At 65.0% G+C, this 25,038-nt stretch carries 23 protein-coding genes and 2 tRNA genes; 6 read left to right on the top strand and 19 right to left on the bottom strand.

All coding sequences use genetic code 11. The features are described 5' to 3' along the window. Positions 1-138 precede the first annotated feature (138 nt). The 9 genes from Q0Q48_RS09170 to Q0Q48_RS09130 all read right to left on the bottom strand — a co-directional run bounded on the left by Q0Q48_RS09170 (position 139) and on the right by Q0Q48_RS09130 (position 7,281). Positions 139-789 (bottom strand): ATP-dependent Clp protease proteolytic subunit, encoded by a 651-nt coding sequence (locus tag Q0Q48_RS09170; RefSeq protein ID WP_295136835.1) that lies wholly within the window; start codon positions 787-789, stop codon positions 139-141. A gap of 75 nt (positions 790-864) precedes the next feature. After that, positions 865-2,211, bottom strand: a complete 1,347-nt coding sequence (tig, locus tag Q0Q48_RS09165) for a trigger factor (protein WP_295136834.1) — start codon at positions 2,209-2,211, stop codon at positions 865-867. An 18-nt stretch (positions 2,212-2,229) separates the two neighbouring features. Continuing rightward, positions 2,230-2,314, bottom strand: a tRNA-Leu gene (locus Q0Q48_RS09160). Positions 2,315-2,402: 88 nt separating this feature from the next. Then, positions 2,403-3,896, bottom strand: a complete 1,494-nt coding sequence (locus tag Q0Q48_RS09155; protein WP_295136833.1) for an NAD(P)H-hydrate dehydratase — start codon at positions 3,894-3,896, stop codon at positions 2,403-2,405. Positions 3,897-3,928: 32 nt separating this feature from the next. Beyond that, positions 3,929-4,005, bottom strand: a tRNA-His gene (locus Q0Q48_RS09150). 55 nt (positions 4,006-4,060) lie between these two features. Beyond that, positions 4,061-4,702, bottom strand: coding sequence for a TetR/AcrR family transcriptional regulator (locus Q0Q48_RS09145; protein WP_295136832.1), 642 nt, complete (start codon positions 4,700-4,702; stop codon positions 4,061-4,063). Then, the gene (locus tag Q0Q48_RS09140) at positions 4,699-5,298 is read right to left on the bottom strand and encodes a TetR/AcrR family transcriptional regulator (RefSeq protein ID WP_295136831.1); all 600 of its coding nucleotides are present in this window, start codon (positions 5,296-5,298) and stop codon (positions 4,699-4,701) included. The genes Q0Q48_RS09145 and Q0Q48_RS09140 overlap by 4 nt, the downstream gene beginning before the upstream one ends. Next, entirely contained in the window at positions 5,295-5,984 is a 690-nt protein-coding gene (locus Q0Q48_RS09135; RefSeq protein ID WP_295136830.1) for a hypothetical protein, read from the bottom strand. Before Q0Q48_RS09135 ends, Q0Q48_RS09140 begins: the two co-directional genes overlap by 4 nt. Before the next feature lie 133 nt (positions 5,985-6,117). After that, entirely contained in the window at positions 6,118-7,281 is a 1,164-nt protein-coding gene (locus tag Q0Q48_RS09130; protein WP_295136829.1) for an aminotransferase, read from the bottom strand. 196 nt (positions 7,282-7,477) lie between these two features. On the opposite strand from Q0Q48_RS09130, the gene Q0Q48_RS09125 reads away from it, so the two are divergent. The 4 genes from Q0Q48_RS09125 (at position 7,478) to Q0Q48_RS09110 (ending at position 11,432) form a co-directional block, all read left to right on the top strand. Then, positions 7,478-7,816, top strand: a complete 339-nt coding sequence (locus tag Q0Q48_RS09125) for a P-II family nitrogen regulator (RefSeq protein ID WP_092828392.1) — start codon at positions 7,478-7,480, stop codon at positions 7,814-7,816. Positions 7,817-7,873: 57 nt separating this feature from the next. Continuing rightward, positions 7,874-9,280, top strand: coding sequence for a type I glutamate--ammonia ligase (glnA, locus tag Q0Q48_RS09120; RefSeq protein WP_295136828.1), 1,407 nt, complete (start codon positions 7,874-7,876; stop codon positions 9,278-9,280). A 95-nt stretch (positions 9,281-9,375) separates the two neighbouring features. After that, on the top strand, positions 9,376-10,242 hold the full coding sequence (locus Q0Q48_RS09115) for a hypothetical protein (RefSeq protein ID WP_295136827.1): 867 nt from the start codon (positions 9,376-9,378) through the stop codon (positions 10,240-10,242). Further along, the gene (locus Q0Q48_RS09110; protein WP_295136826.1) at positions 10,239-11,432 is read left to right on the top strand and encodes a CoA transferase; all 1,194 of its coding nucleotides are present in this window, start codon (positions 10,239-10,241) and stop codon (positions 11,430-11,432) included. Before Q0Q48_RS09115 ends, Q0Q48_RS09110 begins: the two co-directional genes overlap by 4 nt. A 165-nt stretch (positions 11,433-11,597) precedes the next feature. On the opposite strand, the gene Q0Q48_RS09105 is transcribed toward Q0Q48_RS09110, so the two are convergent. From Q0Q48_RS09105 to Q0Q48_RS09085, 5 genes are all read right to left on the bottom strand, one after another. Beyond that, positions 11,598-13,925, bottom strand: a complete 2,328-nt coding sequence (locus tag Q0Q48_RS09105) for a glycoside hydrolase family 2 protein (RefSeq protein WP_295136824.1) — start codon at positions 13,923-13,925, stop codon at positions 11,598-11,600. A 65-nt stretch (positions 13,926-13,990) separates the two neighbouring features. Further along, positions 13,991-14,962 carry a DUF1839 family protein gene (locus Q0Q48_RS09100; protein WP_295136822.1) on the bottom strand — a complete coding sequence of 324 codons (972 nt, stop codon included), beginning with the start codon at positions 14,960-14,962 and terminating at the stop codon, positions 13,991-13,993. Beyond that, the gene (locus tag Q0Q48_RS09095; RefSeq protein WP_295136933.1) at positions 14,946-15,797 is read right to left on the bottom strand and encodes an amino acid--[acyl-carrier-protein] ligase; all 852 of its coding nucleotides are present in this window, start codon (positions 15,795-15,797) and stop codon (positions 14,946-14,948) included. The genes Q0Q48_RS09100 and Q0Q48_RS09095 overlap by 17 nt, the downstream gene beginning before the upstream one ends. A 68-nt stretch (positions 15,798-15,865) precedes the next feature. Further along, positions 15,866-17,026, bottom strand: coding sequence for an acyl-CoA dehydrogenase family protein (locus Q0Q48_RS09090; RefSeq protein WP_295136820.1), 1,161 nt, complete (start codon positions 17,024-17,026; stop codon positions 15,866-15,868). Beyond that, entirely contained in the window at positions 17,023-17,274 is a 252-nt protein-coding gene (locus Q0Q48_RS09085) for an acyl carrier protein (RefSeq protein WP_295136932.1), read from the bottom strand. The genes Q0Q48_RS09090 and Q0Q48_RS09085 overlap by 4 nt, the downstream gene beginning before the upstream one ends. 107 nt (positions 17,275-17,381) lie before the next feature. On the opposite strand from Q0Q48_RS09085, the gene Q0Q48_RS09080 reads away from it, so the two are divergent. After that, positions 17,382-19,166: a hypothetical protein gene (locus Q0Q48_RS09080; protein WP_295136818.1), complete on the top strand. Its 1,785-nt coding sequence runs from the start codon at positions 17,382-17,384 to the stop codon at positions 19,164-19,166. Here Q0Q48_RS09080 and Q0Q48_RS09075 read toward each other — a convergent pair. The 4 genes from Q0Q48_RS09075 to Q0Q48_RS09060 all read right to left on the bottom strand — a co-directional run bounded on the left by Q0Q48_RS09075 (position 19,163) and on the right by Q0Q48_RS09060 (position 23,488). Beyond that, complete coding sequence (locus tag Q0Q48_RS09075; protein ID WP_295136815.1) at positions 19,163-20,230, bottom strand: hypothetical protein; 1,068 nt, start codon at positions 20,228-20,230, stop codon at positions 19,163-19,165. The genes Q0Q48_RS09080 and Q0Q48_RS09075 overlap by 4 nt on opposite strands. Next, complete coding sequence (locus Q0Q48_RS09070) at positions 20,230-21,069, bottom strand: TauD/TfdA family dioxygenase (RefSeq protein WP_295136812.1); 840 nt, start codon at positions 21,067-21,069, stop codon at positions 20,230-20,232. Before Q0Q48_RS09070 ends, Q0Q48_RS09075 begins: the two co-directional genes overlap by 1 nt. A gap of 104 nt (positions 21,070-21,173) precedes the next feature. Further along, positions 21,174-22,136, bottom strand: coding sequence for a tripartite tricarboxylate transporter substrate binding protein (locus Q0Q48_RS09065; protein ID WP_295136810.1), 963 nt, complete (start codon positions 22,134-22,136; stop codon positions 21,174-21,176). Beyond that, positions 22,133-23,488, bottom strand: a complete 1,356-nt coding sequence (locus Q0Q48_RS09060; protein WP_295136808.1) for an arylsulfatase — start codon at positions 23,486-23,488, stop codon at positions 22,133-22,135. Before Q0Q48_RS09060 ends, Q0Q48_RS09065 begins: the two co-directional genes overlap by 4 nt. Positions 23,489-23,591: 103 nt before the next feature. On the opposite strand from Q0Q48_RS09060, the gene Q0Q48_RS09055 reads away from it, so the two are divergent. Then, positions 23,592-24,497 (top strand): LysR family transcriptional regulator, encoded by a 906-nt coding sequence (locus Q0Q48_RS09055; RefSeq protein ID WP_295136806.1) that lies wholly within the window; start codon positions 23,592-23,594, stop codon positions 24,495-24,497. On the opposite strand, the gene Q0Q48_RS09050 is transcribed toward Q0Q48_RS09055, so the two are convergent. After that, the gene (locus Q0Q48_RS09050) at positions 24,494-25,003 is read right to left on the bottom strand and encodes a hypothetical protein (protein ID WP_295136804.1); all 510 of its coding nucleotides are present in this window, start codon (positions 25,001-25,003) and stop codon (positions 24,494-24,496) included. The two genes, Q0Q48_RS09055 and Q0Q48_RS09050, sit on opposite strands and share 4 nt — an antisense overlap. Between the last annotated feature and the right edge of the window lie 35 nt (positions 25,004-25,038).

Below are 25,038 nucleotides of genomic sequence, written 5' to 3'. Positions count from 1 at the left end.
ACGTACCTCCGCTTGGGGGGCCCCGCGACCTGAGGGCCCGCACACAAGCCTATGTTAAACGTGCCGCCCGGACGGCGACAACATCAAAATATGGTGTGTCGCCGTGCGAACAGGAAACAATTGGTCGCGACTGCTGTTTTAGGAGGCAGCAGCCTGGATCGTTGTCGGGGTCGGCCGCTTCTCGAGCACGTCGTCGATAAGGCCGAATTCCTTGGCTTCCTGGGGTGCGAAGAACTTGTCGCGCTCCATGGCCTGCTCGATGACCTCGATCGGCTTGCCAGTATGTTCCACATACATCTGGTTGAGCCGCGACCGGGTCGCAAGGATCTCCCTTGCATGGATCTCGATGTCCGTGGCCTGGCCCTGGGCGCCACCCGACGGCTGGTGGATCATGATGCGGGCGTTCGGCAGGGCGAAGCGCTTGCCCTTCTCGCCCGCCGTCAGCAGGAGAGAGCCCATCGACGCCGCCTGGCCGTAGACCAGGGTCGAGATGTGCGGGCGGATGTACCGCATGGTGTCGTAGATCGCCATGCCGGACGTCACCACACCACCAGGCGAGTTGATGTAGAACGAGATGTCCTTCGTCGGGTTCTCGGCTTCGAGGTAGAGCAGCTGGGCGCAGAGCACGCCCGCCACATGGTCCTCGACCGGACCGTTCAGAAAGATGATCCGCTCCTTCAGCAGCCTCGACCAGATGTCGTAGCCCCGCTCGCCGCGCGCCGATTGCTCGACCACCATCGGGACGTAGTAGTTGTTGTGAACTTCCAGCGGATCGCGGTCGCGAATCATCGCGGGCCCCCTTGAGTGACTGATCTGTGAAAAGTGGCAGTGCCGGTGGTCCTCTTCAAGGCCACCGGCCCAAGATCAGCCTGCGGCCTTCTCGTCGGCCTCTTCCTCTTCCGCCTCGCGGGCAGCCTTGAGCAGTTCCTCCGGCGTAACCGACTTCTCGGAGACCTTGGCCAGCTCGAGGATGAAGTCGACCGTCTTCTCCTCGAAGATCGGCGCGCGAAGTTGATCCTTCATTTCCGGATTCTTGCTGAAGTACTCCAGGACCTGGCGCTCCTGACCCTGGTAGCGCATGGCCTCGCGCATCGCGGCCTGGTTGAGCTCTTCCGGGGTGACGTCGATGCTGTTGGAGCGGCCGACATCGGCCAGCAGCAGGCCTAGGCGAACCCGGCGCTCGGCGATGTCGCGATACTCCTTGCGCATCTTCTCTTCGTCGTCCTCGACCTTCTGGCCGTTCTTCTTGGCTTCCTCGATACGCTGCCAGATGGAATTGAACTCACCCTCTACGAGCCCTTCGGGCACCGCGAACTTCTGGGTATCGGCAAGCTTGTCGAGGAGTTGGCGCTTGATCATCGTGCGCGAGATCTGGGCGTAGTCCTGGCCGATCCGCTCGCCGACCGCCTTGCGCATGGCCTCGAGGTTCTCGAAGTTGTTCTTCTTCGCCAGTTCGTCATCCGCCGGCTTGTCGACGAACTCGTGGATCTCCTTGATCGTGCACTTGAACACCGCGTCCTTGCCGGCGAGTTCGGCGGCGCCATACTCGGCCGGGAAGGTCACCTTGACGTCGACCGTCTTGCCGACCTCGGCGCCGACCAGCTGATCCTCGAAGCCCGGGATGAAGGAGCCGGAGCCGAGCTCGAGCGTGTAGTCGTTGGCCGCACCGCCGGGGAACTCGACGCCGTCGACCGAGCCCACGAAGTCGAGCTTGATCGCATCGCCCTTCTGTGCCGGACGCGGCGGATCGACGGGCTTCTGCTCGCGGTTGGCCTTGGCGATACGATCGAGCGCCTCGTCGATGTCCTTTTCCGGGACCTCAGCCTTGAGCCGCTCGAGTTCGATGCCCGAGAAGTCGAGCTTGCCGATCTCCGGCAGCACCTCGACCACGACCTCGAACTCGACGTCCTTGCCCTCTTCGAGCTGCTTGAGGTCGACGCGCGGCTGAAGCGCGGGCTTCAGGCCGCGATCCTCGATCGCCTTCGCCGTGCTGGTGTTGACGGCCGCCTCGACCGCTTCGCCGAACAGCGCCTGGCCATACTGCTTCTTCAGGAGGCTGACCGGCACCTTGCCCGGACGGAAGCCCGGAAGCGCGGCGGTCTTCGCCATCTCGGCGAGACGCTCGTCAATCTTCGAGGCGAGGTCGCCGGCGGGGACGACGATCTTGAACTGGTGCTTCAGGCCTTCAGCCGAGAGTTCCGTAACTTGCATTGTCTCACTTCCATTTCCTGGTGCGGGCGGAGGGACTTGAACCCCCACGCCTTGCGGCACGAGAACCTAAATCTCGCGTGTCTACCAATTCCACCACGCCCGCCCGAAGCCAGCCCAAACCACATTCTGAGCCATCGGGGCGTGCCGCGAAGGCCGAATCGCGCGCCTCTTAGCCCGTGCCCGACGACCGGTCAATTGAAGGACGACACGGACTGAAGGGCGCGAGGAAGAAGCGCCGGCAAATCCTCGGCGATCAGGCCGGGACCGCCGAACTGCAGCGCACATTCCCCATGCAGCCACGCTGCCGCCGAGGCTGCGGCGAACGGCGTGAGGCCCTGCGCCAGCAGCCCGCCGATCAGGCCGGCCAGCACGTCGCCGGACCCTGCCGTCGCCAGCCCCGGCGAAGCGTGGACGTTGATGATCGCGCGGCCGTCCGGCTCGGCAATCACCGTGTCGGGTCCCTTCAACAGGACCGTCGCCCCGCTCCGCGCCGCCGCCTGCCTCACCCGTTCCAGCTTGCCCGCCACGCCGCCAAGATCCGGAAATATCCTGCGGAACTCACCTTCATGGGGGGTGAGCAATGTCGGGCCGCGAACACTGCGAAAGAGAAGATCCGGGTCCGCGGCAAACGCGGTGATGGCATCGGCGTCGAGAACGACACTGCGCCTCGCATCGAGGGCGGCGAGGACCGAGTCTTTCGTCCGGTCCCCCGCCCCCGATCCCGGACCGATCAGAATGGCGTTGCGGCGCTCGTCGCCCAACAGGTGGGCGAACATCGCGCCATCGTCGGCCTCGACGATGAGGTTACCGGGTTCCGCCGCCTGGAATGCCGGCAAGGTCGAACGAAAGGCCGCGATCGTGACCAATCCCGCCCCCACCCGCCGGCCGGCCAGTGCAGCGAGGCGCGCCGCCCCGGTGGCGTGAGGTCCCGCCAGGATCGTGAGGTGACCCCGTGTATATTTGTGATCGGCAATATTGGCGCGCTGGAGCAAATGCGCCCACAGAGCCGGCGCATTCAGCCAGGCCCGCGGAGCGATCTCCGTCACGGCTTGCGCCGGAATGCCGATATCCGCGATCAGCAGGCTGCCGCAGCGACGCAATCCTTCGACGGCGTAATGCCCGGGTTTCGCCCGAAAGAACGACACCGTCATTTCCGCCTCAAGGGCGCAGCCCAGGATCTCTCCCGTATCTCCGTGCAGGCCGCTCGGCACATCCACGGCGACGATGGGCAGTTTCCGCGCGTTCACCAACGCTATGGCGGCAGCGATCTCTCCATCGACGGGTCGACTTAGTCCCGCGCCGAATATCGCGTCGATCACGAGGGGTGCGGCGTCGAGTGTCGATGAGGACCATTGCTCGATCGCTCCGGTCCAGGTGCCGGCCGCCCAGGCCGCGTCACCTTTGAGACTGCCGACGGACCCGAAGAGAACCAGCCGCACGGGCCATCCTGCCTTCCGCAGACGTCGCGCCGCGACAAAGCCGTCGCCGCCATTGTTTCCGGGCCCGCAGAGCACCACCACTGGACGCCGCGCGTGACGTTCCATTGCGGCAGCCGCAACGGCCGCCCCGGCGGCCTCCATGAGGACCCGACCAGGCACGCCACCTGCGATCGCAAAGGCATCGGCCTTCGCCATCTGGGCACAGCTCAGAAGAGCCAGTTCGTCTCGGGAAACGAGATCACGCATTTTAGACCTGGGAGGCTTCTCGTGGGGGCGATTGGGGCGGCCGACCGGATTTGAACCGGCGACATCCAGAATCACAATCTGGCGCTCTAACCAACTGAGCTACGGCCGCCATCGCGGATCGCTCCCGACGAAGCGCGCCTTCCTACGCTCCGGCGGCCGGAGCGTCAAGAAACAGGAGGTGTCAGAGGTAGGAGCCTGTCGATGGCACGCTTCCAGACGCCGCAGGCATCTTCGAACGACAATCCGAACTGCTCGCGCATGCGCGCCCAGCTCTCGAAATCGACCAGCGCCTCCAGGGCGAGCACCGTTTGAAGCCGCTCGCGCTCGTCGAGGGTCCCGAGCTCGGGCGCGTATACCTCCTCGATCCGCCGGATGACCAATTCGCGGATCATGCGGATCCTTGCCTTGAGATCCGCCGAGTCACCCTGGTTTGCAATCAATGCCCGCCAAAGCGGCAGCCATTCCTCGCAAACCCTGCCGCGCGCCTCCACATGGGTCTTCAGCCGGTCGTCACGGATGCCGACAGCGGGTTGGGCAGCGACCTGCTCCGATGCCTTGAGCAGCGCCTCGTCCGTCGCGGCCACGCGCAACGCATGCAGATCGGGAAAGCGCTCGAAGACAGATCGCACCGAGCAGCCGGCCCTTTGCGCAATCGTCGCGGCGGTCGGGATCCGTGGATTTTCCCGCAGAAGCACGAGATAGGCTTCGATGATTAGCTGACGCGTCCTCGCGCTGCGCAGCCGCCGGCCATCGACGGGTACAGGCCCGGCCGAAACATCCGACGGCCGCCTGCCCCGCTCGGTCATGTCTCGCCGCTTGGACCAGCGGGAAGCAGACGATCGATTGCCTGGATCCACACGAGGCAGGCTTCGTCTATCGATAGGTCGAACAGTTCCCGCATGCGGGCCCAGCTTTCGACATCTGTCAGGGCTTCGAGGGCAATAAGTATCTGACGACGCTCGTCGGGCGCCATCATGGCGAACTCCGGCGCGAACATCAGTTCCATGCGAGCCGTTACGTGGTCCCGCGCCAGGCGGATGCGGGCCTTCAGTTCCGGCGAGTCGCCCTGGTTCACGATCAGTGACCGCCACAGCGGCAGCCAGCTTTCACAGGTCTGGCCGCGTGTCCGGACATGCGCGTCGATCCTGGTCCCGCGGTCGCCGTCGGCTCCCCGCGGCGGCGCCAGCGAATAGTCGACAGCCGCAACCTGAAGTGCGCGGAGGTCGGGAAATCGTTCGAACACCGATCGTACCGAATAGCCCGCCTTCTCGGCGATTTCGGCGGCCGTAAAGACACGCGGCGACATCTCCTGGGCCAGCGCGAGATAGGCTTCGATGATCAACTGCTTGGTCCGCTCGCTGCGGAGTCGGCGGCCATCGATCTTGGTGAGTCTCGAATTCATGATGGCGAATCGCCTTGCGGGGTCGGTGGCAGCATCCGGTCGATGGCCCGGATCCACACGGCGCAGCCCTCCGCGAACGAAAGACCGTACATGTCGCGTAGCCGCGCCCAGCTCTCGATGTCTGTCACGGCCTCGAGGGCGATCAGGAGATTTCGGCGCTCGGTCGGCTCAAGCACCGAAAGTTCCGGCCTATACATGATTTTCATGCGTTCGATCGTACGTTCGCGCGCAGTCTTGACGCGCGCCTTGAGGGCGTCGTCCTCGTCGACGTTGAACAGCAGTGCCCGCCATAAGGCGACTCCGCGCTCGCAGGTCCCTGCTCTCGTCTCGACCTGGGACTTGATGCGGGTGGCACGGTCGCCATTGACGTCGCGCGCCGGCTCCAGTGCCGCCGCGTGCGCGAGGCTATAGTCCGCCGCCGCGACCCGCAGCGTGTGCAGGTCGGGGAAACGCTCGAAGATGGATCGGACGGAGTAGCCGGCGCGCGCCGCGATCTCCACCGCCGTCGGCATCGGCACCGACGGGTTCTCCCTAATCAGGTCCAGATAGGCCTCGATGATCAGCTGCTTCGTGCGCTCGCTGCGGAGACGGCGCCCATCCATCCGCATGGGCTTGGGGACCGCCGCCGCGCGGCTTGCGTCATCGGTCCGACTCATGTCGGCAGCAAACTGACCGTGGAGCACCATGCGAGCCGGATATGCTCTGGATATGCAGATATTGGCAATGCCAATGCAATAACTCTCCCGATTCAGGGTTTGGGCGCCTGAAAAACCGCTGACAATTGCATCTTAGTTTCGAAAGACTGCAAATACCAGAGCTTTAGGCCCCAAAATGGGTCGCCAGCCGCTCGATGGCGCTGTCCAACGTGGAATCGTGCTTACAAAAGCAAAAGCGTGCGAAATACCGAGGAGCTTCGGTCGATGAATAAAAAGCACTGACCGGGACGGCGGTCACTCCCGCCTTTACCGTTATGTGACGGCAGAACTCCTCATCCGTTCCATTGAATCCCAGAGGCCGGAAGTCCGTGGTGACGAAATACGTCCCGTGCGACGGCAGGACGTCGAAGCCGATCCCGGCCAGGGCCCCGGCTAGATGGTCACGCTTGCGCTGCATTTCGGCGGCCAGGGTGGAAAAATACCCGTCCTGCATCCGCAGTCCCGTCGCGGCGCCCCATTGTAGGTTCGGTGCGGTCGTGAAAGTCATGAACTGGTGCGTGCGCGCGATCGCCTTCATCAACTCCGGCGCGGCGGTGATGTACCCCACCTTCCAGCCCGTCAGGCTGAAGCTCTTGCCGGCGGAGCCGATGCGCACCGTGCGATCGCGCATGCCCGGTAGGGTCATCAGCGAGATGTGTCGCCGGTCGTCGAAGATGATGTGCTCGTAGACCTCGTCGCAGATCGCGTAGACGTCGTGCTTCAGGCACAGGTCCGCGATGAACGAGAGTTCCTCCCGGTCGAAGACCTTCGAGCAAGGGTTCATCGGCGTATTGAAGAGGATGAGCTTGGTCCTGGGTCCGAATGCGGCGGCCAGTTCCTCCCGCGGCAGGCGCCAGGTCGGCGGTTCCAGCCGCACCATCCTGGGAATCCCCCCGGCACGCCGCACGATGGGCAGGTAAGAATCATAAAGCGGCTCGATCAGCACCACCTCGTCGCCGGGCTCGATCAGGCCGAACAGGCAGTCGGCCAAAGCCTCGGTCGCCCCGGACGTCACGAGCACCTCGCTTTGCCAGTCGATGTCGAGCCCCTGGAAACGCCCGGCATGTTCGGCCACCGCCTGCCGCAGTTCCGGTATTCCCATCATCGGCGGATACTGGTTGTGGCCATTCATCAGATAGTCCGCCGCCGCGGCGCGCACCTCCTCCGGTCCCCTGTCATCGGGAAAGCCCTGACCGAGATTGACGGAGTTGTGTTCGCGGGCAAGCGCCGACATGACTTCGAATACCGTCGTTCCCAAGCCGGCCATCATCGAATTTGCAGGTCTCATGGTTACCGTTCTGCCTGATCTTTGTTCACATTCTTGATCAATATTCGATCAATTCGCCCGCCAAACAGACAGACTGAATCGACAATTCCCGTTTCAGGCTGTGGAAAATTCTGGCATGAAAACTGCTTCCCTTGAACACACACGGGCCTTTCCGATTGGAGGACCCGGTGTCTGCGTGCGGAGTGTCTCAAGCCAAATGAAGAAGATCGAAGCGATCATCAAGCCCTTCAAGCTGGATGAGGTGAAGGACGCCCTCAATCAGATCGGCCTGAAAGGCATCACGGTTCTCGAGGCCAAGGGCTTCGGCCGGCAGAAAGGTCACACGGAACTCTATCGCGGCGCTGAGTACGTCGTCGACTTCCTGCCGAAGGTGAAGCTCGAACTCATCATCGAGGACGAGATGGTGGAAAAGGCGGTCGAGGCGATCCGCAGTTCGGCGCATACAGGTCGCATCGGCGACGGCAAGATCTTCGTGTCGAGCATCGACGACGCGATTCGAATTCGTACTGGTGAGCGTGGTGACGCCGCCGTATGAGGACCCGGCCTTTCGGGGGCTGAAAGCAGTAAACCACAAGTAGAGGGACGATCGACAATGGATGCCAAACAGGTTCTCGCGCTGATCAAGGAAAAGGACGTCAAGTTCGTTGACTTCCGCTTCACCGATCCTCGCGGCAAGTGGCAACACACGGCCCGCATGGCGTCCGCCACCGACGAAGGCACCTTCGAGGACGGCGTGATGTTCGACGGTTCCTCGATCGCCGGCTGGAAGGCGATCAACGAGTCCGACATGATCCTGATGCCGGATCCGTCCACCACCGTGCTCGATCCCTTCACCGCGCAGACCACGCTGATCGTGAACTGCGACGTCGTCGAGCCTTCGACCGGCCAGCTCTACGCCCGCTGCCCGCGTTCGACCGCCAAGCGCGCCGAAGCCTTCATGAAGTCGTCCGGCATCGGCGACACCGCCGTGTTCGGCCCCGAACTCGAGTTCTTCGTGTTCGACGACGTCCGCTACGACGTCCAGATGCAGGGCAGCTTCTACAGCATCTCCTCGAACGAATCGCCGTGGAACACCGGCATCGCGGTCGAGGGCGGCAACCTCGCCCATCGTCCGGGCGTCAAGGGCGGTTACTTCCCGGTTCAGCCGGTCGACACGCACAACGACCTGCGCGCCGAGATGATGTCGGTCTGCACCGACATGGGCCTGGTCATGGAAATCCACCATCATGAGGTCGCCCCGGCCCAGAACGAGCTCGGCTTCAAGTTCGACACGCTCGTGAAAACCGCCGACAACGTGCAGAAGTACAAGTACACGCTGCACAACGTCGCCCACAGCTACGGCAAGTCGCTGACCTTCATGCCGAAGCCGCTCTATGGCGACAACGGTTCGGGCATGCACACCCACCAGTCGATCTGGAAGGACGGCAAGCCGCTGTTCGCCGGTTCGGGCTACGCCGACCTGTCGGAGACGGCGCTGTACTACATCGGCGGCATCATCAAGCACGCCAAGGCGCTGAATGCCTTCACCAACGCCAGCACCAACTCCTACAAGCGCGTCATCCCGGGCTTCGAGGCGCCGGTGCTGCTGGCCTACTCGTCGCGCAACCGCTCGGCCTCGTGCCGCATCCCCTACGCGTCCTCGCCCAAGGGCAAGCGCGTCGAGGTCCGCTTCCCCGATCCGTCGGCCAACCCGTACCTCGCCTTCGCGGCGATGCTGATGGCCGGCCTCGACGGCATCAAGAACAAGATCCATCCGGGCGACCCGATGGACAAGAACCTGTACGACCTGCCGCCGGAAGAACTCTCCAAGGTTCCGACCGTCGCCGGCTCGCTGCGCGAGGCCCTCAACGCCCTCGACGCCGACCGCTCGTTCCTCACCCAAGGCGGCGTGTTCACCGACGACCAGATCGACGCCTACATGGAGCTCAAGTGGGAAGAGGTCTACAACTGGGAACACCAGCCGGCCCCGATCGAGTACAAGATGTACTACTCGATCTGATCATCTCCGAACTTTCGGATCATGGAAGGGCCCGCTGTTGCGGGCCCTTCTTTTGTTGGAGGATGCGCGCCGCAAAACCTTCGAGGAAGACCGACATGGGCTGGATGGACGAAGCAATGGCGACCCTGCGGCCGTGGATCGGGCGGGTGCGCACGGTCGAGGACGATATCGGCATGATGGCCGTCCGCCGCGTTGCCGCGACCTTCGACGTCGACCCCGAGTCGATCAAGCGCGGCCAGGAGCTGCCGCCGCACTGGTTCACCGTCTTCTTCGCCGAGACCGTCCGCCAGGGCGAGCTGGGTCCGGACGGGCATCCCAACAAGGGCATCGTCCTGCCGCCGATCCCGATGCCGCGCCGCATGGGCGCCGGCCGCCGGGTGGAGATCATGGGGCGCCTCAAGGCCGGCGAACCGGCGGTGAAGAAGGCCGAGGTCGCGAACATCGTCCCCAAGACCGGCCGCTCGGGCGACATCTTCGTGCTGACGATGCGACACACGATCGAACAGGGCGGTCGGACCATCGCCTCCGACACGTTCGACGCGATCTATCGCCCTGCCGTCCCTCCGGGCCAGAAGACCACCGCGACGGTGGCCACGCAGGCCCGCACCGACCAGGCCTGGACCGAGACGACGCAGCTCACCAACACGCTCAACTTCCGCTACGGCGCTATCACCTGGAACGCCCACCGCATCCACTATGACGGCGACTACACGCGCAGCGAGGAAGGCTATCCCGCCATCGTCTCGAACGGCGGCCTGTCGATGCACCTGATGGTCGACGCCGCGCTGAAGCATGCCAAGGGCGAGTTGAAGGGCTACAGCGCCCGCCTCGTCCATCCGCTGTGGGTCGGCGACCTCATCGAGGTGCGCGGCGAGGAACAGAAGGACGGCACGCTGAAGCTGTGGGCCGCCGACAAGAACGGCGTGCTATGCGGCGAGATGGACCTGGAGTTCACGGCGTGAGCGGTGGCCCGCTCGCGGGCGTGAAGGTGGTCGACCTGACGACGGTGGTCGTCGGGCCGATCTGCACCCGCACCCTGGCCGACTACGGCGCCGAGGTCATCAAGGTCGAGTCGCCAGGCGGCGACCTCTTGCGCACCATGGCGCAGGGCAGCCGCAATCCGGGCATGTCGGGCAAGTTCATCAACTTCAACCGCAACAAGCGGTCGATCGTGCTCGACATCAAGAAGCCAGAAGGGCTCGCCGCGCTCCATCGCCTCATAGAGAAGGCTGACGTGTTCGTCAGCAACGTCCGTCCCGAAGCCCTCACCCGCGCAGGGCTCGATCATGCCAGCCTGGCGCGGAAGAACCCGAAGCTCATCCACTGCTCGATCCTCGCCTTCGGCCGCGGCGGCCGTTACTACAATCGCCCCGCCTACGATCCCATCGTGCAGAGCCTGTCCGGCGTCGCCGGCACGCTGGAGCGGGCGACCGGCGAGCCGCGCTTCGTGCCCATGGTGATGAGCGACCACACGACGGGCCTGATCGCCGCCCAGTGCATCGGCTTCGCCCTCTATCGCCGCGAGAAGACCGGCGTCGGCGAGGCGATCGACGTGCCCATGCTCGAGAACATGGCGTCGTTCGTGTCGAGCGAGCATCTGGGCGCGGCAACCTTCGATCCGCCGATCGGTCCCACCGGCGACGGAAGGCTGCTCAGCCCCGACTATCGCCCGCTGCCCACGAAGGACGGCTACATCACGGTCGGCCCCAACACAAACCAGCAGGCCTTCGCCTTCTTCGACGCCATCGGCCGGCCCGAACTGAAAACCGACCCGCGCTTCGACAGCGCCTTCGCCCGCACCAACAATGCCGCGGCCTATTTCGAGGTCCGCAAGACGGGCCTCGCCCAGAAGACGACGGCGGAATGGCTGGAGATCTTCGACCGGCTCGATGTGCCGGCCGCGCGCTACAACACGATCGACGACCTTCTCACCGACCCGCATCTCGGCGATGTCGGCTTCTTCCAGCCCGAGGATCATCCCAGCGAAGGCCGCATCCGTCGTTCGAAGCGGGCGAACAAGTTCTCCGGCGGTGAGCGTCAAGTGGAAACGCATGCGCCGACGCTCGGCGAGCATACCAACGCCATCCTTGCCGAAGCCGGATACGGCGCCGACGAGATCGACGCGCTTCATGCCTCGGGCGCGGTGCGCTAGCACTGCTGGCGCCTTTCCTGGCAACACAAACGAAACAGACGAAATAAACGAAACGGACGAATCGAAAAAGTGTCCCGGGAAGCGATTCCCGGGGTTTGCTTCGTCACGGATACTGCGAAAACGGCGCATGGACGTCAGGCCCGGCTCGACCTGCGCAAAGCCGCACTAGCCGAAGCGGCAGCTCGTCGCCAACTTCGATGCCACAGACAGAACCTCACCGGTCGGCGGATTCTCGCCGACGTCGGCAGTGGCGAGCAGCCTCACACGCCGCTGCTCGCCCGGCAGCAGGTGGAAGCCCTCCTCCTCGGCGTGGTGGTGCGCGGCCTCGATCTGGATGCAGGGAGCGAACCGGTTCGCCTGGATCGCAACCACCCAGCCCTCCCCGTCCCGCTCCAGCATGGCGGACAGGCCCGGATCTTGGGCGATCGCCGAGCGCCCCAGCGGGAAGTGCGCGGCCTCGCTGAGACGTCCGCCCGTCACCGCATCTTCCAGTGTGACGAATGCGACCTCGAGCGGCGGCGGACCAAAGCGGTAGGCGTAGGTGATATCGAAGAACGAGCCGATAAGTTCGGCCGAGGTCATCGTTCGCGCGCTACGCGCCGGCAGATCGACCTGGCATTCCCGCCGCATCACGACCACGTCGCCGGCCTGCAGGCAGAGCAATGACAGCTTGGTCGAGACCGGCGCCGCGGTCTCGTTGGTGAGGTGCACAGCGAGCCCGTTCAGCCCCTCGTCCGTGAGCGCCACCTGCACCGGCCGAAAGGCCCGCCGCAGCCCGTGCCAAGCGAGCTTGGGAATGCCGCTTGAATCCACGACGCCCCAGCCTGACCCGGGGCTCAGATCCTTCAGCATCCAGACCAGCGCACCGGCGCAGCGCGACGCCGGCCGCCGCCATTCAGCGACGACGACCTCCATCAGATCCCCCGACAGCGCCCGTGACAGCCTGAGGTAATGCACTGGATCTTCCGCCCTCAGCTTCGCAGCATCGACGGCGTAGAGCCGTTCGAGATAGTGATCGCGTACCGTTGCAAAATCCCAATCGGCCCCACGGTCGCGGGGCACCCGGTCCCCCGCCGGTGTGACCGCGGCGGGCGCGTTCGCAAAGGCCAGGCACTCGGCGGCGAACCGGACATCGGCGCGCCGCGCGTCCTCGAGGGGCAGCCTGTAGGCGCCGACGCCGTAGTAGTGCGATACCCCCGCATTGACCTGAAACGGCAGATCGCCGCCACAGGGTGACTGCGCGACGAAGACGACGTCCGGACAAACTGCCCTGGCGATCGCCGGCAGGATCTCGTCGAACAGCGGGCTGCTCCAGAGCGACGATGGCAAGCCGAGCATGGCCGCCTGCTGGCCGACCTCGCTGCCGCCGCACAGGACGCCGAGCGACGGATGCGCCTGCACGCGGGCGAGGAACTGATCCGCCTCCCGCTCGACGCTGGCGCGGAACGAGGGATCCGCGATCGGGTAATCCATGTTGGCGAACATGAAATCATGCCAGACGAGGAGGCCGAGTTCATCGCACACGGCGAAGAAATCGTCGCTCTCGTAGATCATCGTCCCGCCGACACGGATCACGTTCATGTGCGCGTCGCGCGCCTGCCGCAGCCATGGCGCCAGTGTCTCGCGGTCACCCGCCAGCGTGACGAGGTCCGCTGTGCTCCAGCAGGCGCCCCGGGCAAAGATCGGCTGCCCGTTCACGCGCAGCGCGAAGCCACGACCGTCGCTGCCTTTGTCGACATCGATCGACCTGAACCCGACCTGGCCGAGATCGATCTCGAAGCCGCCGAAGGTGACGCGAACGCGATGAAGCGTGGGGGCGCCATGCGTATGCGGCCACCACTTCTCCACGTCCGGGATGCGCAGCCGGCCCCGAAGGAGCCCCTCGCCCGCCCATTCGAGCGGCGCGTCGATGCCCGCGACGATCAGCCGGGCCTCCGGTCGCGTGCCGCCGCAATCGATGTCGAGCGACACATCCAGCAGACCGTCGTCGCCGTCGAGTGTGGCGCGAATTCGCTTCGCCATCACATGAGGTCCGCTCGTCTGCTCGACGAGTTCGATCCCCCGCCAGGGGCCCACGACATGCACCGCCGGCTGCCAGCCGGTCATGTGTCCAAGCAGCGTCGTGCGCACCTGCCGCAAGCGGTTGTTCTCGACCAGTGCGGTTCGCCAGCGCGCCCTGCCCTTGCGACGCACGATCTCGGCATCCAGCGAGCGAAAGACGACGACGAGTTCGTTGTCGCCAGCCAGGTCGACCTCGACCTCGTGGGTGAGGAACATGTTGTCGGAGACAAGAATCGAGCGTCCGTTCAGCCAGACTTCCGCCAGGGTGGCGAGCCCGTTGAAGCGCAACGTGCGGCGTCCGCTGCCATCGAAGCGGGTGCGATACCAGATGTCCTGGTCATGGAGGGGGGGCGGATCCTCCAGCCTCCAGCGCCCCGCTTCGCGCAGGGCCTGAGCCGCCGTCCCCGGCACCGGTGCCGCGATCCAGTCCAACGATGCCGGCAGATCCGCCGGCCTCTGAGCCGCCCCGGATACCATACAGGCGAGCTGCCACTGCATCAGGCGAACCGGGTCGCGAGTGCCGCGATGATGAGGTCGTAGTCGTCGGCAAGCGGCTGCAGCCGCACGGCACCGGCGTCGAACCTGCGGCGATGGACCATGCGTGCGAGCTGGAATTGCACCGCCTTGGCGGCCTCGGCGATACGACGGCCGGCGGCGGCAGCTTCGGCAAGCCCCCCCACCCCGTTGGTCCCCAGCCATTGAAGATAGGTGCCGAGCATCTCGAAATTGGCACCGAGCTGGCGTGGCACGTTGAAGGCGTAGAGGTGGAAGTAAGCCATGTCACGGGAAGCCAGCCGCTCGAGATGCGACGGCAGCGCCGCGCGCCAGGCCTCCATCGGGTTGACGCTCGGCCGACGCTTCAGATGGCCCCGTAGCAACGTAAGCGAAGCTTCCAGCAATGCCATGCCACCGAGCGCCTCGCCGTCGCGCTTCACGAACTCGGCATAGGGGAACAGGACCGCCGGCCCGCGGAACAACCCGTCATAGTCCTCACCCTCCAGCTCGTGGTAGCCGGTGCCGTGGAAGTATCCGAAGCGTCGCCCTGCCGGATCCAGCGCAATGACGGCCACGCTCGTCTTCACATGCGCCTTGCGATACGCCTCGCCGGCATCGGGCAGCCAGAAGGCATCGACCTCGACCAGCACGGGCCGCCCCCGGCGAAGCTGCGCCGTCGCCTGCGCCTCGACCGATTCGTAGATCGCAAGCTCCTGCACGGTGAGGCCGAACAGGGCCTGCAAATCCTCCAGCGGAAACTTGAAGAAGGTGAACTGGTCGCCCTCGAAATCCTGCAGCACCGTGAAGGGTAGTGCTGCTTCGGGGGAATGGCCGAGCGCCGGCAGAAGTTCCACCCACAGATCGACGTAGCAGTTGGTTTCCCGCCAGATCCGCTCGTCACCGTGCAGCGTGCTCTGTCGCGCCGTCGCAGGACTGAGCCTCAGAAGATCGATCGCGTCAGAATCCGAGGACATGGCGCACGCTATCCGGCCAGTCAGCGACGAAGAAGCCGTGGTGGCGAAACAGGGCGAGCGTCAGCCGCTCGACACCGAATCCGACGCAGGCCGTATGAGCCGTCTCTCCCGGTTCCAATTCGATGCCCCAGGCCCGACCGAACAGATCGCGATGGTCATTGAAGCTGACGCAGGCCGTTCGGGGCGCCTCGGCGACGATCGGTACCAATAGTTCGAACTTGAGATTCCCCTCGCGTTGGGTGGCTGCGAGGAGCTTGCCGGCCCGGCCGAAAAATGGATCGTTCGCCACATCGATTGCAGCGGGCAATCCCAACGACTCGACGAGTGCGCGCGCCCGGTCGAGCCATAGCGCGCGAAAGGAGGCAACCTGCTCCGGAGTGCCGATGCGGACATGCTCGCGTTGCCGGAACATCTGCATGCGCGCCGGATCGATGGAAGGCTCGTGACGGAAACACCAGGTGTAGACATCGACCAACGCGCCGGCTGCACCCAGCCGTCCGCGCGCCGCGATGACCGGGTAGACGCCATAACAGGCGGCGGGGGTCAGGGCGACCTCGGTCGGCCGCTGCATGTCCGTCCAGTCCTCGTCGTTCGACAACCTGGCGAGAAGCGCCGCATGGTCTTGATTGGATCCGGCAAAACTGGCCACGGTGCCTGCCAGGTGCGGGAAGTTCCGGACATAGCCGCTCTTCTCGAGCTGGAGGCGGCCCAGTCCCGGCGGAAACCGCATCACCTCCGGCCCATCAGGATCGCCGACGGCGCCGATCGCCGCGTTCAGGCGCTCCACGACGTCTTCAAAGGTCCCGCTCCGCCCATACAGCCCCTCGACACCCATGGAAATCAAAAGGCCTTGGCTCTCCAGCTCCGTCCGGAATGCTTCGTAAGCAGCGGAAACGGGGTCGTTCACGCCAGAAGCTCCGGCTCGTCCCGGAGCGCCAGAGCGAGAGTCGCATTGTTCGCAACAATGCGATCATTGTTCACCATGACGACAGCCGACTGAGCATCCCGGAGAAGACGGCCGATGCTGAACGGAGAGTCGTTGCGGTAGCCGGCCAGACCACAGATCAGCATCGCCTGCTCGACGATCTTCACGGCCTGGTGTGAACACCCGAGCTTGAGGTTGTTCATCGCGACGGCAAAAGGCAGCGCTGACAGCCGGTCATCAGAACCGATCGCCTCTTCGTATCGATGCAGCTGGGTTACGAGATTGCTCCTCATCGACTGCAGATCGACCAGTGCCTGCGCCAATCGGGTGGCACCGATCGGTGGAACGCCAGGCTTCCGCCTGGCTTCCATCCGGACGAAGGCCCGTGACCGCGCCATCGCCTCGGTCGCTATGCCGAGCCAGAGGGCACTCCAGACGAGATGGCACGTCGGGAGCATCGTCTGCGCGGACACATCTGCGTAGGGTGCCGGAACGACCTGGCTCATCTCGCCTTCCGCGCTGAGGCGATAGCCGTTGGAACACGTGCCGCGCATGCCTAGCGTGTCCCAGGATTCCTGGCGTTGCAGCTCCATGCCGGCTCGCGGCACGACGACAATCACCTGGTCCGAGGCGGGCGCCTGAGGTGTGCGCCTGGCCGTCACCAGGATGGCGTCGCAATGCTCTCCGTAGGATATCACGGGCGCTTGCTTGACGAGGGTGAACCGGCCACGCTTCTCGTCCAGTGCACAAACACTCGATCTGACGTCGCCGCCAACGCCCGCTTCGGACGTGGCCGAGGCAAGAAGCAGCTGCTCGCTTGCGAGCCTGCTCATGAATGCGCGTTGCCAGGAATTGGCTCCCGCATGCCGGACGATGCACGAGACCTGTATCTGGTGCATCGCATAGATCATGGCCGTCGACGCGCAGTGTTGCCCAAGTTCATGGCAGATCGCCACCACGTCGGCGATGCCCGCGCCGGGTCCTCCGTCAGCCTCCGGCACGAGTATGCCGAGCAACTTGCGATCCTTCAGCCCGGCCACGGCCTCAGCCGGGAAACGGGCTCGTTGATCGACATCGTCAGCGTGCCGGGCGGCGATCTGGGTTCCCGCCGCGCGGGCAGCGGCGAGCCACGGACTCATGCCGCCTCGTCTCGAACGCCGATCTCAACGAGTGCCTCGGCGATGGCATCAATACTGGAAAATGTCCGGCGTCGAAGGAGTCGGTCGGGAAACTCGATGTCGAACGCTTCTTCGAGCGCCAGCATGAGAGTGACCGTGGCGTGCGAGGTCAAGCCGGCAGCATGGAGGTCAGCGTCATCCCGCAGGATCTCGACATCTTTTTGCAGAGACCCGGCACTTCTCAATACAGCTCTAACGCGAACCTTCAGCGGCGAGGACACCGAACACTCCCAAAAATACTTGAAAATTCGCGAGCAATCGCGGGCTTTTAGGATAATCTCCCCGTGGGGAGAAATCAATTTGCAGTCACCTTGGGGTGTGGTGGGACAGACCCAGAGGTGTGCGTGGGCTGTATGGGAACGATATGACGCCGATTGCGGTTCACGACTGCTTCGGATGGCTTCACATGCCTTTCGAGGCTCGCCGCAATGACTTCGCGGTTCTGATTTGTCCCGGCCTGCTCGGGGACGAACTGGTGGCTTATTGCGCGCTGAGGGTCCTCGCTGACGAGCTGGCACGGAGCGGGTACTGGACTCTCCGTCTGGAATATCCCGGCACCGGCGATTCGTGCGACCTCGCTGTCGAAAGGTCGGATGGCCATTGGACCGCTTGGCAGGAAAGTGTCGAGGCTGCTGCCGATTGGCTGAAATCAATCAGCGGCTCGCGCGGAGTCCTGGTCTGCGGCATGCGGGCCGGCGCCATGCTGGCGGCCTTGGCGGCCTCGCGCCGGGACGACATTGCCGGACTCCTTCTGTTTGAACCTACGGTGAGCGGTCGTTCCTATGTGCGTGAGCTGACACTCGATGCTGAGCTTCATGGCGGCCGCGTCCTGCCCGCGGGTGGCGGAATCGAAGTCGGCGAGTTTACCTTCAGCGACAGCACGATCGCCCAGATTGCTGGCACCGACCTCCGCAAGACGACACTGAAAGCGGCCCGGAAGGTGGCGGTGTTCGCCCGCGCAGAATCCAGGCTGCTAGACGAATGCCTCGACTCCTGGCGCCATGCAGGTATCGAGGTGACGAAGGGCGGCTGGAGCGACGATCTGCACTCCCTGGTCGGACATCCGACGTTCGATGCCGTCAGGCTTCCCACCTTTCACGACGTCATCAACTGGATGACGACAGCCTTCCCTCTGGGGCGCGATTCGACGACGAGGGCTCGCTCCCAACCCGTCTTGCCCGTCGAAGCCACCTTGCGCCCTGGCGGCTGCGTCGAGACGACACTGCGCTTCGGCTCGAGTCAGCGCTTGTTCGGTTTCCTCTGCAATCCCGAGACGGGGCCCTCGCCGGACATCGTGATCATCGTGAATGGCGGCCGCGACCCACGATATGGAGCGGCCCGGCAAGGCGTGGAGTTTGCACGCCGTCTCGCCCAGGCCGGCATTTCATCGTTGCGGGCGGACTTCGCCGGTCTTGGGGACAGTATCCCCCCGCCGGGCCAGGAGAACTTCATCAGCCATGCCTTCGCAAACCGGAACTCGGACATTCGCGCGATGCTCGACGTCCTCGAGAAGCGCGGTTTCCGGAAGTTCACCGTTCAGGGAATCTGCTCGGGTGCCTACCACGCATTCCATGCAGCGCTGGCCGAGCGCCGCATCGGTGCCCTGATCCTGGTCAATCAGCCGCTCTTCACCCTGCCGCGCCGGCCGGATGAAATCACCTACCTCGATCATCGCCGGCAGACGCCCTTGTTCTACCTTCGCAAGATCGCCAGCCTGCAGAGTTGGCGCACTCTCATCGAAGGAAGAGCCGACATGCGCACGACCCTGCATTCGCTCTGGGTCCGCGGTCTGCGTTCCCTCCGGCTGGGCAGCCGGAGGGTCGGCCGGACGCTCGGTCTCATCCGCAAGCAATCCTTTGCACAATCGGCCTTGTCGGAACTTTGCGCGCGCGGCGTCAGGACGCTCTTCCTGTTCTCGCCGTCGAAGGAGGACCTCGAGATGTTCCGTCGCGAATTCACCCTGGAGCCCGACGCACTGGTACACTATCGCGGTGCAGAGATGCGCATTGTCCAGCGGATGGACCACGCGCTGATCTCCTCCGAGAGTCGTCAAGATGCGGCAGCTGAAATGATCGAGTTCCTCGGCAAGTCGCGAGGTTAGAGCACTGGCGCGATCAACCGTGCGGACAGCGCATTGGATCTGTCATTGAAATGCCAGTCGACGAAGAAGGCTTCGGGGTCCTGCGCCACGCCCTCCTTTGCGAATCGCTCGTAGGTGTCGAGCGTCTTCAGCCCGGCCCTGCTCGCGCAGTCGAGGATAGCGGCCACACGCCGATGCTGCGTTTTCCCGCTCTCCGGCCAGGCCCAGTCTTCATAACGGGGGAATCCCACCACCAGGGCCTGAATGCTCTCCCGCTGCACCAAAGCCGCGAGCCGAACCATCAGACGGCAGGAGATCAGATCGCTGTCTTCTCCCGTGTGGATCGTATCACCGTGCCAAAGCTCATGGGCGCCCAACCGCCCCATGGTGAAGTGAAGGAGATAGGAATGGCCTAGCACGCGACGCACCAGTGTGTCGGGACCGGCCACCTTTGTCGTGGGCACTGGAACGTTGCGAAGCTCGAGCCCATCCCCGGCGGCGACGAAATAGGGTTTGTGTCGCATGTTCCTGGCCGCGCGCCCGGTTCGGTCGATGTCGGAGGCAATGAAGGCCAGCACGACGGTAGCAGGCTTCAGGGTCGGCACCAGGCGTTCGGCCTTGAGGATCATCTGATCCAGCCCGTAGTCGCGCACGCCGCCGGCCAGGACACGCCGGCCTGTGTGGCGCTCGAGATGGGCGGGCCAAGTCTCGTCATCCGCGACTGCATATCCTTCGGTATAGGAATCGCCCAATGCGAGGATCGTGGGGCCACTGCCGGCGTTGACACCTGACGCATGATTGCGCATGCCCTCGGCCGAGATCGAGATCGGCTTGCCGGCGAGAAGACCGGACGCGCCGGGCTGCAGGTCCCAGCCCAGCTCGTGGTCGTAGCGGAGCTGCGGCCGTTCCGATTCGTCCGATCGGAGATCGAGCTGAATGAAGTTCGGATAGTGCCACAGGAGGCTGGCCGACGTGCGCAGCCGCAGCGCCATCTCCGCCCCCAGCAGACAGATCACGACGGTCAGGACGGCGAGCACCAGCCCCGACCGCAGGGAGGGCCGGCGTGACGGGGCGGGTTCGTCCATCAGTACGGCCGGTCGCCCTCGATCAGCACGCGATGCATGATCCGCCGTTCGCCCACCGGGTAGTCGATGACGACACGGTGCATGGTGGCGCGGTTGTCCCAGACGACGATATCACCTTGGGTCCAGACATGGCCGTGATGGTGCTGCGGCTTGCGCGCCTCGTCGGCAAGTTCGTCGAGCAGGGCGTCGCTCTCCGCGCGTTCCAGCCCCACGATGCGATCCAGCCGGTTCGGGTTGAGGTAGAGCGCCTTGCGGCCGGTCTCCGGATGCGTCCGCACCAGCGGATGCTCGACATCCGGCGTCTCGGCGATCTCCTCCGGCGTCCGCGCCGAGGGCCGGTTGCGCGCGCGCGGCGTGTCGTAGCCGTGGATGGCCTTCAGCCCGTCGATACGCTTGCGCGTCGCCTCCGGCAGGGCCTCGAACACCGAGTGCATGTTGCAGAACCAGGTGGCTCCGCCGTGACTCGGAATCTCGATGCTGTGCAGCAGGGTCGCCTTGGCGGGCACTGCGAAGTAGGAATCGTCGGTGTGCCAGTCTTCCGCGCGGATGGCCGTCTTGTCGGTCGTGCCGTCGGCCATCAGCGTGCTCACCATGACCGACACGTCGGGCACCGCGCCGCTGCGCTTGTATCGCAGCAACTGCCTTTGCGGCACGCCGAATGCCTTCGAGAATTCGCGCGTCTGTTCCGGCGTCATCGGGTCTCCCGGGATCACCACCAGCAGATGCTCGGCAAGCGCCTGGTTCAGCATCGCGGCCACTGCCGGCTCGTTCGCCGACGCGCGATCGAGTCCCTCGATGCGCGCGCCCAGGGCGGCTCTGTTGGGGACGACTTCCGGCATGGCCACGCGACTCCCTTCGGAATTCTCTTGATTGTGGCGAGCCTAGCCCAAGAGGGCGTGGCGCTCAGCCTCAAAAGTCGCGAGCCGAAGAGCGGAAGGGCGCCCTATTCCGCCTTGAAACCCAGTTCCTTGGTGAGCTTTCCAAAGCGTTGATAGTCGCCATCGAGCAACTTGCCGAGGTTTGCCGCGCTGCCGCCGACGGGCCGCATCGCGGCACCCGCATAGACCTCGCGCAGTCGTGCGTCGGCCAACGCCGCATTCACCTCGGCGTTCAGTCGATCAAGGATGACCGGCGGCACCTTGGCCGGCGCCAGCAACGCCATCCACTGGTCGGCGACGACGTCGTAGCCTAACTCCTTCAAGGTGGGCACCTCGGGCAGCGCGGGCGACCTTTCCGCCGTGGTCACGGCCAGAATGCGGATCCGGCCCGCCTTCTGGTAGGGAATGAGCGGCGCGATACCGAGGACCGCGAGCTGGACCTGGCCCGCCAGCAGATCGTTCACCGCCTGGCCGCCGCCGCGATACGGGACGTGCAGCATCTTGAGCCCGGAGACGCGGGCAAACCATTCGCCGGCGAAGTTCTGCGAGGAGCCGATGCCCGACGTGGCATAGCCGATCGGCTCGCGCTGCGTGCGCCAGAGCTCCACCAGCTGTCGCAGCGTGGTGACTCCCAGCGAAGGATGGACCGCGATCACCAGCGGCTGCGACGAGAGCTGCGCAATCGGGGCGAAGTCGCGAACCGGATCATAGTTGGGCGGCGGATCGAGATGCGGCTGCAACCCGAGACTGTCGGTCCCCGCCAGCAGCATATAGCCGTCGGGCGCGGCCTTGGCCGCGAACTCGTAGCCGATGCGGCCGGCAGCGCCCGGCTTGTTGTCGACGACGACGGAGACGCCCAGTTGCTGCGCCAGCCGGTCCGCCAGGGGGCGCACCGCGGTGTCGGTGGTACCGCCCGAAGGAAAGGGTACGACGATGCGGATGGGCTTGTTCGGCCAGTCCTGTGCCGCGGCCGCAGAGGCGGAAAGCGCGAGGCAGCCCGCGAGGAACGCTCGAAGCGCGCGCCTCATGCTCCCGCCTTCCCACTCGGCACGAACTCGTCCGGTGCACCGGGCGGAATCGGCGGATGGGCCTTGAGGCTGTCCTGGAAGGTTTCGATCAGGCGGCGGATCGGGCCACGCACCCATCCTTCGTCCATGTTCGCGTCGGTCTCCTCCTTCGGATCCTTCACGAGATTGAACAGATACGGCGTCTCGAGCTTGATCGGCCCTTCGTTGGGCTCGACTTCCCACATGAGATGCATCTTCCACTGGCGCCACTTCACGGCCCGCAGCTCGGTCTTGATGTAATAGGGAAACCCTTCCCGTGCGGTGGTCGACCGCTCGCCGAGGAAGAAGCCAAGCTGGTCGATGCCGTCGATCGGCCGGTCGGCCGGCAGGCGGGCACCGGCGACTTTGGCCAGGGTCGGGTAGAGATCGGTGATGTGCAGCACGTCGGTCGTACGGCGCGGCACGATGCGGCCCGGCCAGCGCAGGATGAATGGGACGCGAAGTCCGCCCTCCATGGCGGTGTGATAGGTACCGCGCCAGGGGCCGGCTGTGCCGCGCCACGGCCGCCGGAACTCCGGTCCGTTGTCGCTGCCGAACAAAACCAGCGTGTCCTCCCGCAAGCCCAACCGGTCGATCGCATCGAGCATCTCGCCCACCCGGTGGTCCATCTCTGCCATCGCATCGGCGAAATCGCCCGCCCCCGTGCGACCTGCGAAGTCCGGATGCGGCAGAGTCGGAAAATGAAGCTGCGTCAGTGGCACGTAGGCGAAGAACGGACGGTGCGCAGCCGACTGGCGCTCCATGAAGCCGATCGTGCGACGGGTGATCTCTCCGTCGATCAGCCGACGCTGTTCCAGATCGTAGACTGCGAGATTGCGCGCGGGCTCCCCTTTGATGCCTTCCATCACAAACGGCATCGGCACGATCTCGGGATCGAATCCCGGCGCCGCCGTGAACATCGCCTCGTTGGAGGTGCGCGGGATGCCGTACCATTCGTCGAAGCCGCGATCCTTGGGCAGGCGCCCTTCCCGGTCGCCCAGGTGCCATTTACCGAAGCAGGCGGTGGCGTAGTCGGCATCCTGCAGCAGCTGGCCGATCGTGATCTCCCACGGGATCAGTCCCTGCGGAAGGCCGGCCGGCACCGACTGCATCGCCCCGGTGCGGATGGGGTGGCGACCGGTCATCAGCGCCGAGCGGGTCGGCACGCAATCGCTCTCGACGTTGAAGTTGAGGCAGGTCAGCCCTTCTTCCGCGAGGGCATCGATCCGCGGCGTCGGGGCGCCGCGCAGGACGCCGCCGCCGTAGCAGCCAAGTTCGCCCCATCCGAGGTTGTCGGCGAGGATCAGGAGAATATTCGGCGGGCGAACGGTCACGGGTCACGCTCCTCTGACGGATGCGCGAAGAGTGACAGCAGGATGCTCTTGTATAAAATGCAAACAACGGACGGGTTGTTGCGATTTCCGCAAGAGGTCTCGGGTGAAACTACAGTCGCTGCGGCTCTTCCTGCGCATCATGGAGCTGGGAAGCCTCGGCGCCGCCGCCCGTTCCCTGAACATGAGCCAGTCCGCGGCGAGCCGCCTGCTGGCGGGGCTGGAACACGCCACCGGGCTCCGGCTCTTTCACCGCGATCGTATGCGCCTCGTCCCGACGACCGAAGGCACGGCCTTCTTCGCCGAAGTGCGGCGCGTCCTGGTCGCGATCGACGACCTGCCCCGTATCGCCCAGCGCGTTGCCGGCGGCACGCGGGCGCGCCTCAGGATCGTGAGCATGCCGCGCTTTGCCGCCAGCCTGCTGGCGCCTGCCGTGGCCCATTTCCACCGAGATCATCCCGACGTCGAAGTCGATGTCGCGATCATACATCGGCGCGAACTCGAACTGGCCGTCGCCAACCAGTCCTTCGACCTCGGCATCGGCGCCCTGCCGCTCGACAATCCCGGCATCGAGGCACACCCGCTGCTGAGCCTCCCGGCGGTGGTCGTTCTGCCGGCCCGGCACCCCCTCGCCCGTCGCAAGTCGCTCGGGGCCCGCGATCTGGCGGCCGAAACTCTCGTCGTGCTGGGGCCGGGTACGCAGTTGCGCCATGACGTCGAGACCATGTTCGCGGCCGAAGGCGTGGCCATTCGCCCGAGCATCGTGGTCGACTCGCTCGAATTCGCCTGCCGCCTCGTTGGCCGGGGCGCCGGCGTCGCCATTGCCGATCCGCTCACGCCGGCCGTCCTCGGCGCCGGCCGCCTGGCGATGGTGCCCTGGCGCACGCGGACACTGTTCAACGTCGGCGTGCTCCTTCCGGCGCTGATTCCGCCCTCTAGGTCGGTCGAACGGTTTCTGGAATCCCTGCGGCGCACGGCCGGTGAGGCCGGCGCGCGCCTTGGGTCGGGTTAACGCGCCAGCAGACCGGCCACCAGACCCGAAAGCCAGCGGCGCAGGCGCTGCACCATGGCCTTCGTCTTCTGCCACACCGGCAAGGACCGGACGAAGGCATAGAGCCGGTCGCGCCATCTGAAGAGCCAGGTCTCGGAGGCCAGGAACCATGGCATCGTGATCAGCGTCGGCCGCAGAATCTTGTACAGGCGCGCGACCAGGGCGGTCGCCAGCATCTTGCCAATCAGGATGCTGGCCGTCGCCAGCGCGAACTTTCCGTGCAGGGCGAAGCCGAAGGCTGCCAGCTTGATCGGCAGCACCAGCGCGGAAGGCGCAACGAAGGCAACCAGGGCACCCCAGGGCGGAAGACGGGCGAACCAAGCCTCGAGCCGGGCGACGGGCGGCCACTTGGCGAAGGCCGCCATGACGACGCCCAGGTAATGCAGCAGCACGTCTTCGAAGAAGACGATCGCCGCCGCGAGCGGCATCAGGATCAGTTCCAGGGCACGCTTCAAATGACGCTTCATGCTGCCGCCATCCAAACCACACAAAATGTCATTAT

Source organism: uncultured Reyranella sp., assembly GCF_945957355.1.
Taxonomy (GTDB): Bacteria; Pseudomonadota; Alphaproteobacteria; order Reyranellales; family Reyranellaceae; genus Reyranella.
The sequence above is the reverse complement of the archived record's forward strand: the minus strand, read 5'-3'. Positions and strand labels throughout refer to the sequence as shown.